The following is an 11,673-nucleotide window of genomic DNA, read 5'->3' as shown; positions in this document are numbered from 1 at the left end:
GGCCGGCGGCCGGCGATCCACCCACCCGAGCAGGTCCCGGTCAGGTCCGGCTCCGGCGTCGGTCAGATCTCGTCCCAGGGCACCGCGGCGTACACCTGGGCCAGGGCGGCGACGGCCGCCGGCGCGGCCGGGAACGTCGTCGTGTCGATCCGCCCCACCGGCGCGAGGCCGCGCCCGTTCGCCACGAAGGCGGCCTGGAACCGGCCGAGGCCCGCCAGCGGCACCGGTTCCCGCCGGCAGCCCGGCAGCCGCTCGTCGAGCAGCGTCATCGTGACGCCGGTCAGCATCGGGGCCTGCGGCCAGATCACCGTGGCCGGCCCGGCCACGTTCTCGCCAGCCGCGCCGCCAGCCGCCCCGCCTGCCGCGTCGCCAGCCGCGTCGCCGGTCCGGTCGCCGGTCGTCAGGAAGCCGATGTTGGCGACGGTGGTCTCGCACACCAGCCCGTCCGCGGTGACGAGCAGCGCGTCGTCGAACCCGCGGCGGCGGGCGAGCCGGGCGCTGTGCAGCTGCCCGAAGGTCCCGACATGCTTGAGGTGTGGGAACGGCCGCGGAGCGCACAGCGAGCTCAGCCGCAGCGGGGTGACGGCCGGTTCCGCCGGTGCGCCGACGGAGACCAGGACATGGACCGCCCCGTTCGCGCCCGGAAAGACCACCACCCGTACGGTCGCGTCACCGCGGCGCTCCGGACCCTGCGTCGCAGTCGCAGTCGCAGCGTTCGCCGGTGTTGTCGGTGCCGGCGTCGGTGTCGGTGTCGTGGCGAGGGCGTGTCGGATCCGGTCGCGCAGCAGGTCCGGGTCCAGGCCGGTTCCGTAGAGCTCCTGGTTCGCCTGGTCCAGGCGGCGCAGGTGCAGCGCGAGCCCGCGGACCCGGCCGGCCCGGACCTGCATGGTCGTGACATGCCCGTCGTTGGTCAGCGCCAGCCGGCGCAGATCGGCCGGGCCGGCCGGGCGGGCGTCGACCTCGACGTGCGGCGACGGCGTCTCCACGGCGTCCACCGTAGTGCCGCATCCGCGTCATGGTGACCGTTTCCGGGCGGCCGGTCCGGCCGGGCCGACACAGGTGAAGGCCCGATTCGTCCGCCCCCGCCGGTGGGCCCGTGATGTTCGCGGGGGAGGATGTTGTTCCGCCAGCGGCGAATTCCGGTAGCGCGTACGGTGTCGTCGCGACGAAGATCTCCCGTCACCCTGGCCGGGCGCGGGCGACGACTGCGGGCCGTGAACGAATGGGGGTCTTCGGTGACGTCCGAGACGAGGCACGTGGAGGCGGCGGRCCGGCCCTGGTCGCGCGGCGGGCTGGGCCGGGCGGCGACCGCGGAGACCTCCGCGGTCAGCCTGCTGGACACCCTGAGCGAGGTCGTGTTCCGGACCGACACGGACGGACGCTGGACCTACCTGAACCGGGCCTGGACGACGCTGACCGGCTACGAGGTCGGCCCGAGCCTGGGCGCCCGCTTCCTCGACTACGTCCACCCCGACGAGGTGGAGTACGCGGCGACGGTGTTCGCCGACATGGCGCGGGCCGGCACGGACCAGTGTGTGCACGAGGCGCGCTGCCGGACCCGTCACGGTGGCTACCTGCGGGTCCAGATCCGCGCCAGCGTGCTGCGCGGGCCCGCCGGGGAGGTCGTCGGCAACTCGGGGACGATCGTCGACGTCTCCGGGTCGCGCTCGCACGCCCAGGTCGTCGGCGAGCAGTCCGCCCTGCTGGAGTCGGTCGGCACCGGGAGCGCCTTCGAGGACCTGCCGACCGGTGTCGCCGTCTACGACCGTGAGCTGCGGGTGCGCCGCTCCTCGAGCGCCGTCGACCGGATGGTCGGCGCCGCGCTGCGGGTCGGTGAGCCGCTGGATCGGCTCGTCGAGCGGGTCCGGCCGGCCGACTGGCGCTCGCGCTCCCTCGGCGGTGAGTGGGGCCTGGTCCCGGTCGCGCTGCGGACGGGCCGCAGCCAGCTCGGAGATCTGGAGCTCGACGTCGAGGGCGGGTCGGCCCGCTCCGTGCGGGCGACCGTCATTCCGTTCCAGCAGGGCGGCGAGGAGCTGGCGGCGCTGGTGCTGTCCGACATCACCGACCTGCGCCGCGCCGAGCGGCAGCAGGCCGGGCTCGCCCGGCTCGGCCAGCGGGCACTGGCCGGTGTCGACCTGCCGACCCTGCTGACGGAGGCGGTCGAGCTGGTCGCCGGGGCACTCGAGGTGGCCGTCTGCGAGGTGATCCAGCGGGACGTGGACGGCCGTGAGCTGGACCACGAGCTGGACGGCGAGCTGGACGGGGGGCCCGGACCGGGGCCGGACCGGGATCCGGCCGGCCGGCGGGACGCGGCGCCCACCGACCCCGGGGTGTTCCTGACCGACCCGGCGGCGGCCACCGCGGCGCTGACCGACCCGGCGGCGCCGACGGCACCCACGGCGCTCGGTGTCGGCCCGATCTATCTCACCGGGCCGCTCGCGATCGAGGCGCGGTCGCTGGTCCATCTCGCGTTCGACGTCGACGAGCCGGTGGTGGCGAACAACCTGGACGCCTGCCCGCACCTGCGCAGCGGCTGGTCGGACGCGGGCGGCGCGCAGGCCGCGCTGGCGTCCCGGGTGGGCAGCGCCGGTTCCCCGTACGGGGTGCTCGCCGTGGCCAGCCTGCTGCCGCGCCGGTTCACCGGCGACGAGGCGCGCTTCGTCCAGGCCGTCGCGAACACCCTCGGCGCGGCCATCGACCGGGAACGGTCCGAGCGCCGCGCCCGGGCACGGTACGAGGCGGCGCAGCGGGGCCGGGCGTGGCTCGCGGCCAGCGCCGAGATCACCGCCGGTGCGATGGTAGCCGGCCAGTCGCAGCAGGCGCGCATGTTGCTGGCGTCGCTGGCGCGGGCGGTCACCTCCGCGGACGTCGGTGCGGTCGCGCTGCCCGACGAGGCCGGCAACCTGGTCGCCACCGAGGTGGACTCCGCCGGCCACCGGCATTCCGACCCGGAGACCCTGCACAGCCTCGCGCTGGCGCTGGAGGCGGCCGAGAGCCGGTCCGAGTTCCTCGCCGGTCGTCCGGTCCTCGTCGACGGCCTGGACGATTCCGATGCCTGGAGTGGCCCGATCGCCCTGGCGCCGCTCGCGGAGGCGGTGGCGGCTTCGTCGGATCTGGCGGCTTCGTCGGATCCGTCGTTGGAGCCGGGGAGCGAGCGGGACGCCGGATCGGTCCACGGCGGGGTGGACGGGGCGGGCGACCTGCTGGTGGCGGTGCCGGTCCCGCCGATTCCGCCGGGACCGCGGCTGCGCGACGCGCTGGTCGTCCCGCTGACCGCCGCCGGCGAGCAGCTGGGTGCGCTGGTGCTGGGCAACGCTCCGGACGGCGTTCCGTTCGCCGCCGACGACCCGGAGCTCGTGGGGGTCTTCGCGAACGACGCCGCGATGGCGATCCAGCTGGCCGAGGCGCAGCGCGAGCGGGCCCGGTTCGCGGTGTTCGAGGACCGTGAGCGCATCGCCCGTGACCTGCATGACCTCGTCATCCAGCGGCTTTTCGCCATCGGGCTGCACCTGCAGTCGCTCACCCGGGCCGTCGGTGACGTGACGGCCGCGCGGCTCAACGCGGCCATCAACGGTCTTGATTCGAGCATCGAGGACATCCGGCGCACGATCTTCAGGCTTCAGCCGACGCCGGTCGGCGCCTGAGACGAAGGGGGCAGGCCCGGATCCGGGCCTGCCCCCACCTTCCCGGCGCCTGGGGGCCCGCGGTCAGGCGCCGGCCGGGCAGCCGGGGCTGCCCGGCTCATCCGACCCGGTCGCACCGGTGCCGACAAGCTGCCCGAGGAAGAGGCTGTTGTCGTAGAAATGTTCGGTTTCCATCAGCTTCAGGTCCTCGGAGACCCGGGCGACGGTGACGCCGAACAGCTCGATCCGCTCGCCGGTGGGGGCGTTGCCCTTGTAGGGGCCGGTGAAGCTGCCCCAGTGCCGCCATTTGAAGGAGATGACGGGCGGCGGCGAGTACACCTCGAGGACCTCCCAGAAGAAACCGCCCGGGAAGGCCGTGTGGAAGACCTCGTGCGAGGACTCGAACGTCTCCTCGCTCGCCTTGTAGTAGGGATTCTCCCCGATCAGGATGTTGTAGCTGCCGCGCTCGGCGAGCTCGGCGCTGCCCGCGGGCGCGCCGCCGTTGAGGCTCACCTTGATCCGGTCGACGACCATGCTGACCCACTGAGCCGGGTCGGCCTTGTGGGACAGCTCCATCTCGAAGACCTGCACGAGGTTCTCGACGATGTCGGCGAGCGAGCCCGGCTCGTGCCGGGTGGTCCGTTCGCCGGGCATCACCTCGCGGGAGAAGTGGTAGTCCGGCGGGGCGCCGTGGCGCCATTGCGTGTCCGCCGCCGCCGCCGTCGCGGCGGCGAGGACCGCCTCGCGGCCCTGTAGATGCAGCGGAGTCGTGCCGGTCGGGCCGTTGTCGGTCACCGTGTCGTCCTCCGGAGGTCTGGCTGTCTGGCTCTGACGGTCTGGCTGGTTCTGGCGGACTGATGCGTCGGCCAGGGAGGGGCTGACGCAGACCTCGATCGGTGTTCCCCGGGTGGTCGTCTCGACGGTCCGGTCGGGTGCCGGAATGCGTCATTTGCGACGTAACGGGGTACTTCACGAGTCTGGTCGCGGAACAACCTGCCAGGCCCACACCGTTCGTCCCCGGAGGAACGTCGAAAGTCCCTATGGGACAGGTACATCTGCCGCCGTCGGGGGTCGAAGGGTAGCCCAGGGGTGACCTGAATTATCCGGCGCGGATGGCCGGGACGGCGCCAGGACCGCACGAGAACCGGACCAGGGCGGCCCGCGATGTCGCCCGTCCGTGAGCGGAGACGACCGAAACCCGGCCATGCCGCCGCGGCTTGCCTAAGATGTCGGGCGACTGCCACGGTCCCCTCCCGCGGTGACGGACGGGCCCGCTCGGCAGCGGGTCGGATCTTGGGTTCCTCAGGGGTTGTGGGTGAGTTGTGAGCACGGGTAAAGTTCTTCGTTTCGATCATGTCCGTGGCTATGGGTTCATCGCGCCGAGTGACGGCGGCGAGGACGTCTTCCTGCACGCGAACGACCTCCTCGTCGAGAAGAGCCTGGTGGTGCCGGGCGTGTTGATGGAGTTCGACGTCGAGGACAGCGACCGGGGGCGCAAGGCGTCGTCGGCCCGGATCGTGCGGGGCTCGGCCCCCGTCGGGCCGTCGCCGGTGGCGGGTCCGGGGCCGGTGTCCGCGAGGGCGGACGACGGCGGCGACGGGCTGTGTGACGTCCTGCCGGTGGAGGAGTTCACGCAGGAGGTCACCGAGGTGCTGCTGCAGACCGAGCCGCCGCTGACCGGCACGCAGATCCTGCACGTGCGTCGCCAGCTCGCCAGCTTCGCGCGCAAGTACGGCTGGGTCGAGAACTAGCCCGGCCGCGCACCGGGCAGGCGGGGAACCAGGGCCCTCGACAGGCATGGCGTCCGGACTTTCGGCCGGTGAGCAGGCGGTGACCGTGCTGACCGGCGCCCGGGTGATCACCCCGGCCGGGATCCTCGACCCCGGCTGGGTGCGGGTCCGCGGCGGCCTGATCGCCGGTGTCGGGCGGGGGCGGGTCGAGGTGCACGCCGAGGTCGCCGCCGCGGCGGCGGCCGTGCCCACCGAGGTCGTCGACCTGGGCGGGGCATGGCTCGTACCCGGCTTCATCGACCTGCACGTGCACGGGGGCGGCGGCCACGACGTCACCGCCTCCCCGGCGGACCTGGCGGCAGCGGTAGCCTTCCACCGCGCCCACGGGACGACCCGCACGCTGGTCTCCCTCGTGACGGCGCCGGTGGCGCGCCTCGCCGAGCAGCTCGGCTGGATCGCCGCCCTCGCCGCGGCGGGACCCGGCCCGGGTGGCCATGTCGTGGGCGCGCATCTGGAGGGCCCGTTCCTCGCCGCGGCCCGCCGCGGCGCCCAGCCGGCCGAGCACCTGCGCCGGCCCGACCGGGGGGTGTACGCGGAGCTGGCCGCCGCGGCGGCCGGAACGCTGCGGGTTGTCACCGTCGCCCCCGAGCTGCCCGGCGCCGGTGACGTCGTCGCCGCCGCGCTCGCCGACGGCGTGATCGCCGCGGTCGGCCACACCGACGCGACCTACGACCAGGCCACCGATGCCTTCGCGGCCGGTATGACGCTCACGACGCACCTGTTCAACGGCATGCGTCCGCTGCATCACCGCGAGCCCGGGGCCGCCGGCGCGGCGCTCGACGCCGGGGTCGTCTGCGAGCTCATCAACGACGGTGTGCACGTGCACCCGGCGCTGCTGCGGTTCGTCGCCGCCCAGCCGGACCGGCTCGTGCTGGTCACCGACGCGGTCGACGCGGCCGGGGTGGGCGACGGGGACTACCGGCTCGGCGGCCAGCCGGTCCGGGTCCGCGGCGGCGAGGCCCGGCTGGCCGCCGACGGCGCGCTCGCGGGGAGCACCCTGACGATGGACGCCGCGGTGCGCCGTGCCGTCCGGGCCGGTCTGCCGATCGAGACCGCCGTCGCCGCCGCGGCGACCACCCCGGCCCGGGTCCTGGGCCTGCGGGGCAGCTGCGGGGCGATCGAGCCCGGTCTGGCAGCCGACCTGGTGGTGCTCGACGCCGACCTGGCCGTCACCGGCGTCCTGGCGGGCGGGCGGTGGGCCGGTGCCGGGCCGCCCGGCACCGGGTGACGTCCGCTGCCGGGTGACGTCCGGTGCCGTGAGACGCCCGTCAGGCCTCGTTCTCGCCGGGGAGGCGGCGTGGGTGATCCAGCGGTGGGCGGAACAGCGCCTCCTGGACCAGGCTCGCGCCGAGGCGGCCGTCGCGGGCGTGGATGGTGCCGGTGTACCAGCCCCGGCCGCCCGCGACGGTGCGCGGAACATGATCCATCAGCACCCATTCGTCCAGGCGGATGTGCCGGTGGAACCAGACGGCGTGGTCCAGGCTGGAACCTGACCGGGCCTGCGCGGTGTGGTACGGCGCGAGGCCCGCGAGCCCGTCCGACAGGTAGGTCAGGACGACCGCGTGGACCAGCGGGTCGTCGGGCAGCGGGTCGGTGCACCGGGCCCACAGCCGGATCGGGAAGTCCGTGCCGGCCGCGAGCGGCTCGGCGCGCGCCTCGAAGGAGATCGGGCGCGCGAGAACGAACTCGTCGAGGCCCTCGGGGGCCGCCAGCGGTGGCATCGGATCGCTGGTGAGGTCCACCCCCGGCTCCGGTACCTGGAACGACGCCGACATGTTGAAGATCACCTTGCCGCCCTGTACGGCGACGACCCGGCGGGCGGAGAACGACCGGCCGTCGCGGTCGCGGTCGACCCGGAACACGGTCGGTCGGGACGCGTCGCCCAGGCGCAGGTAGTAGCCGTGCAGCGAGTGCGGCACCCGGCCCTCGGCGACGGTGCGCCCGGCGGCGAGCAGCGCCTGGGCCGCGACCTGGCCGCCGTAGAGGGCGTAGCGGTCGTCGAACACCTGCCGGACCCGGAACAGGTCGCGGTCGATCTCCTCCAGGTCCAGCAGACCCAGGAGCGTGGACCCGGCCGGATCGACGCTCACCGGCCTGATGTCGCTTGCCGGTCTGAAATCGCTGACCGACCTGCTGTCGGCTGTTGGTCGCATGCTCCGCCCTCGCCCTCCGCCGCGGGTCCGGGTCGCCCCGACCCGGACCCGTGCCCGCCCGCGCTCCCGGTCCCGCCGGGCCCCGGCGCGGCGGGACTGCCCTGATCGCGGCGCTGTGCCCGCCGCAGATCCGGGATACTGCATTGCTCGGCCCGGCACCCCGTGGTGTGCCCCAGCACACCTTTCGCCAGCCGTCCCGCCAGCCGTCCCGGCGGTGTTGCGTCAGCCGTCCCGGTGGGGGTCGTCGCGGCGGGTGTCGCCGTGCGGGGAGAACCAGGCGTCCGGTGACCAGCCGCCGTCGACGGGCTGTCGTTCGCCGAGAGTGGGCAGATGATGACCGGCGGATCCGTCCACGGTGTCGGCCGGGTCGTGGGCGCCGTCGGGGTCCGGGTGCGGACCCGCTGACGCCGGCAGCGGGGTTGAGGCAGGCGTGGTGGTGGCGGGGGGCCCGTAGCCGTCCGGATCGAACAGCCCGTCCTCCGCGCGGCCGTAGGTGCTGGCGGAGAAGAGGGCCTTCGGCGCACCGGTGCGGGGGCCGGCCGGGGTTGTCCGGGGCGGTCCGAGGTCGGGCCGCACCGGCGTCGCGTCGGGCCGCACGGGAACCCCCAGCCGTCCCGACGTCACCGGAAGCACGGCCGGGAAGACCCCGCGGGGGACGGCCAGCGCGTCCGCGGGCTCGCCCGCCGCCTCCCCGCCGGCCTCGCGCAGGCCGAGGCGTTCGTGCACCGCGCGCAGCGGCCCGGGCGCCCACCAGTTGTAGCGGCCCGCCAGGGCCATGAACGCGGGCACCAGCACGGCGCGGACCACGGTGACGTCGAGCAGCACGGCCAGCGCCAGTCCGACCCCGATCATCTTGATGAGGCTGATGCCGGACGTAGCCACCCCGACCATGACCACGATCAGGGCGAGCGCGGCGCAGGTCAGCAGCGGGCCGGTCGCGGCGAGCCCGCGAGCGACGGCACGGCGGTTGYCGGACCCGCGCAGGTGCTCCTCCCGGATGCGGGCGAGCAGGAAGATCTCGTAGTCCATGCTGAGGCCGAAGGCGATGCAGAACATCAGCACCGGGCTGGTCAGCTCGACCGTCCCGGAGACCTGGAAGTGCCCGACCAGGTTCTGCAGGTGCCCGTTCTGGAAGACGAACACCATCACGCCCATCACCGCGGCCAGGTTGAGCGCGTTGAGCACCAGCGCCTTGAGCGGCAGCAGGATGCTGCCGGTGAACAGGAACAGCAGGACGAACGTGGCGGTCACYACGACGGCGATCGCCCCCGGCAGGCCGCGCAGGACGGTGTCACGGGTCTCCACCAGATGCGGCGCCAGCCCGCCGATCTCGACCGGGTACGGGGTGGGGATGTCGCGCACCAGGTTCACCGTGCGCTGGGTCGCGCTCGAGATCGGGTCGGGCTCGGTCGGCCACAGCGACAGCCAGGCGCCGCCGTGGGTCCCGACGAACTGCTGGCCGGCCTCGGCGGACACGGCGGCGACGAGCGCGCCGTCGGTGTAGCTGCCGGCCACGGTGTCCACCCGTGCCATTCCGGGCACCCGCGACAGCCGGGCGGCGTACCCGCCGAGCTCGGCGACCACCGCGGGCTCCCGGGCGTCCACCCCGGGTACCACGACGGGGATCTGGCAGGGCAGGCAGACGGTGAAGTCGTCGCGCATGGCGTCGTTCACCAGATGCGAGTCCGCGGTGGTCGGCAGCACGGTGTCGTCGGCGAGGGCGACGCGCAGGTTGCCCAGCGGCAGCGCCAGCAGCACCATCAGCGCGACCGCGGCCCCGCCGAACAGCACCGGATGGGCCATCACCCGCCGTGCCAGGCCCATCCACGCCGCTCCCGGCTCGCGCCGCCACGCCGGCCGCCGGCCCGCCGGCTGCTTTCCTGACGTCCGCTGGTCCGCTGTGCGCTGGTGCGATGTGCGCGGGCGTGCCGGGCGCCGGCGTGGTGACCACCGGCGGCCACGCTCGACCCGTTCGCCCAGGAGCATGATCGCCGCCGGCAGCACCAGCAGCGCCGCCAGCTCCGAAGTGATCACCACCGCGATACCCGCGTAGGCGTAGGAACGCAGGTAGGGCAGCGGGAACAGCAGCGCACCGGTCAGCGACAGCGCGACCGTCAGGCCGGAGAACAGCACCGTGCGGCCCGCGGTGCGCAGGCTGGTGCGCAGCGCGACGGGAGCCGGCGCACCGCCGGCCCGTTCCTCCCGGAACCGGCGCAGCAGGAAGAGGCAGTAGTCCACGGCGAGGGCGAAGCCGAGCGCCGTCGTCAGGTTGAGTGAGAACACCGAGATGTGCGTGATCTCGGAGAGCAGGCGCAGCAGCGCGAGACTCGCGACGACCGCGGTGCCGCCGACGACGATCGGCAGCAGCGCCGCGGCCACGCCCCCGAACGCGAACAGCAGCACGACGAACACCAGCGGCGCGGTGACCAGCTCGGCCCGTTCGAGGTCGGAGCGGCTCTGCTCGGTGACGTCGCGCATGACCGCCGGTGCGCCGCCGAAGCGCACCGTGACTCCCGGGCCGTCGTGGGCGTACCGGTCGTGCAGCGCCTCGATGTGCCGGGCGATGGCGTCCTCGGTGCCGGTGAGCCGGAAGAGCACGAGACCGCTGCGGCCGTCCTCGGAGCGCAGCAGGCCCGCGGTGGGCTCCTGGGACCAGTAGGAGACGATTCCACTGACACCCGGTTCGCGGCGCAGCTCCCCGGTGACGTGCTCGCCGAGGCGGCGTGCGGTGGGCCCGTCGATGGTGCCCGGCGCCGTGACCATGATGGCGACGTTGGGCGGCGCGCCGGGGAACTCGGCGTCGAGCATCGCCTCGGCGCGGGTGGCCGAGTCGCCGGCCGCGTAGAAGCCGCCGGTGGCGAGCCGGTCGAAGACCCCGCCGGCCCAGGGGAGCAGGCAGGCGATGACCAGCCCGGTGATGGTCAGCACCCGGCCCGGGCGATTGATCGCGATCCGGGCCAGCAGCGCGAACAGCCCGCCGCGACCGCCGGCGGGGATGCTGGCCGGCCCCGGCGAACCACCCGTGCCGCCGTGCCGGCCCGAGTTCCCGGAGCTGCCGTAGTTCCCGGCGTTTCCGGCGCTGGGGGTGTTTCCCGGGTTTCCCCGGTTTCCGCTGTTGCGCGCGTTACCCATACCGCCCGCGCTTCCCGCGCCACCGGTGTTACCGGTGTCACCGGGATGTCCCGGCACGCGGCTCGCCTGCTCGTCGGCGGGAGCGACCGCGCTCGCCCGCACCAGCCGGGCCCGGGCCGGCGGGAGCGCGGCTGGCCCTTTCGGGCGGATTTCCGGCGGTGCCGGCAGCAGGCGGTTGGTGGGCGGTGGCATCGCGCGTGGGCTCAGTGGCGGCGACGACACCGTCGCCGACGCGGCCACGGTTCCCGCGTGGGCGGGTGACCGGTGGCTGTCGGGGCGCCCCGTCGAGCCCCTGAACCGCCGCGTGACTTCGACGGGAAATGACATGCCTTCAACGTAGAAGTGCGAAAGATTGGGTGATACCCCCGTAGAGGGGTACCAAAGTCGTGAATACCTCTTTAATGTTCACGCCGATGGCGCCAGTACCCCGATGACGTCGTGAGTCACGCCAGTCGGGTATCCGGAGGAGGGGGAGTTCGTCGTGACAGACAAGTTCGAACGGCACAACAACGGCGGATCGCCATCGCAGCGGGAGAGGTGCCCCCGGCCGCAGTACGGGGCACAGCCACGCGGGGGTGGACCGGCCGAGTCGGCGGGTCGTCCGGAGGGTTCCGAGGGGGCCGGCGGGCCTGCGGGCCCAGCCGCCGGCGGCGGGCGTTCCGGGGGCGAATCGTCCCGTGGCGGGGCGGGATCGCCGCCGCCACCAGGGCAGGAGCAGTCTGGGGCGGCCGAGACCGGCGGCGGTGCCTCTCCGGCGTCCACCGGCCCGCTGGCGCTGCCCGCGCCGGGCGCGGCCGCGACCAGCCCCCGGCGGGCACCGGTCGGGCGCACCTTCTGCCCCAGGCCGACACATCGGCGGTGATATCCGTCCCGGGACGGCGCGCATTCGGTCCCGGGCTGCACGGGAACTTTCGACCACGCGAATCCAGAACGGGGTGCGGGCGATCTCCACGCCCGCACCCCGTCGGTATTTTC

General features: G+C 74.2%; 7 protein-coding genes. 3 read left to right on the top strand and 4 right to left on the bottom strand.

Annotated features, from left to right (window positions below; all coding sequences use genetic code 11):
* Positions 1–62: 62 nt before the first annotated feature.
* Complete coding sequence (locus CcI49_RS17980; protein ID WP_083749573.1) at positions 63–986, bottom strand: aminotransferase class IV; 924 nt, start codon at positions 984–986, stop codon at positions 63–65.
* A 249-nt stretch (positions 987–1,235) separates the two neighbouring features.
* Here CcI49_RS17980 and CcI49_RS17975 point away from each other — a divergent pair, with 249 nt between their 5' ends.
* Positions 1,236–3,644, top strand: a complete 2,409-nt coding sequence (locus CcI49_RS17975; protein ID WP_076827907.1) for a PAS domain-containing protein — start codon at positions 1,236–1,238, stop codon at positions 3,642–3,644.
* A gap of 63 nt (positions 3,645–3,707) precedes the next feature.
* On the opposite strand, the gene CcI49_RS17970 is transcribed toward CcI49_RS17975, so the two are convergent.
* A complete protein-coding gene (locus CcI49_RS17970) occupies positions 3,708–4,418 on the bottom strand; it encodes a SnoaL-like polyketide cyclase (RefSeq protein WP_076827905.1) in 711 nt (236 codons plus the stop codon).
* A 527-nt stretch (positions 4,419–4,945) separates the two neighbouring features.
* Here CcI49_RS17970 and CcI49_RS17965 point away from each other — a divergent pair.
* On the top strand, positions 4,946–5,374 hold the full coding sequence (locus CcI49_RS17965) for a cold shock domain-containing protein (RefSeq protein WP_054570144.1): 429 nt from the start codon (positions 4,946–4,948) through the stop codon (positions 5,372–5,374).
* Between the two features lie 46 nt (positions 5,375–5,420).
* Positions 5,421–6,641, top strand: coding sequence for an N-acetylglucosamine-6-phosphate deacetylase (gene nagA / locus CcI49_RS17960; RefSeq protein ID WP_076827903.1), 1,221 nt, complete (start codon positions 5,421–5,423; stop codon positions 6,639–6,641).
* A 40-nt stretch (positions 6,642–6,681) separates the two neighbouring features.
* Here the strand turns inward: nagA and CcI49_RS17955 are convergent, their stop codons facing one another.
* Together CcI49_RS17955 and CcI49_RS17950 are read right to left on the bottom strand one after the other, a co-directional pair.
* Positions 6,682–7,503 carry an acyl-CoA thioesterase domain-containing protein gene (locus tag CcI49_RS17955; RefSeq protein ID WP_054570142.1) on the bottom strand — a complete coding sequence of 274 codons (822 nt, stop codon included), beginning with the start codon at positions 7,501–7,503 and terminating at the stop codon, positions 6,682–6,684.
* A 285-nt stretch (positions 7,504–7,788) separates the two neighbouring features.
* Entirely contained in the window at positions 7,789–11,025 is a 3,237-nt protein-coding gene (locus tag CcI49_RS17950; RefSeq protein WP_241840128.1) for an MMPL family transporter, read from the bottom strand.
* Positions 11,026–11,673: the final 648 nt, after the last annotated feature.

This window comes from Frankia sp. CcI49 (assembly GCF_001983215.1).
In the GTDB taxonomy this organism is placed as follows: Bacteria; Actinomycetota; Actinomycetes; order Frankiales; family Frankiaceae; genus Parafrankia; species Parafrankia irregularis.
Note: the sequence above shows the minus strand (reverse complement) of the source record. Positions and strands in the feature narration are given on the sequence as shown.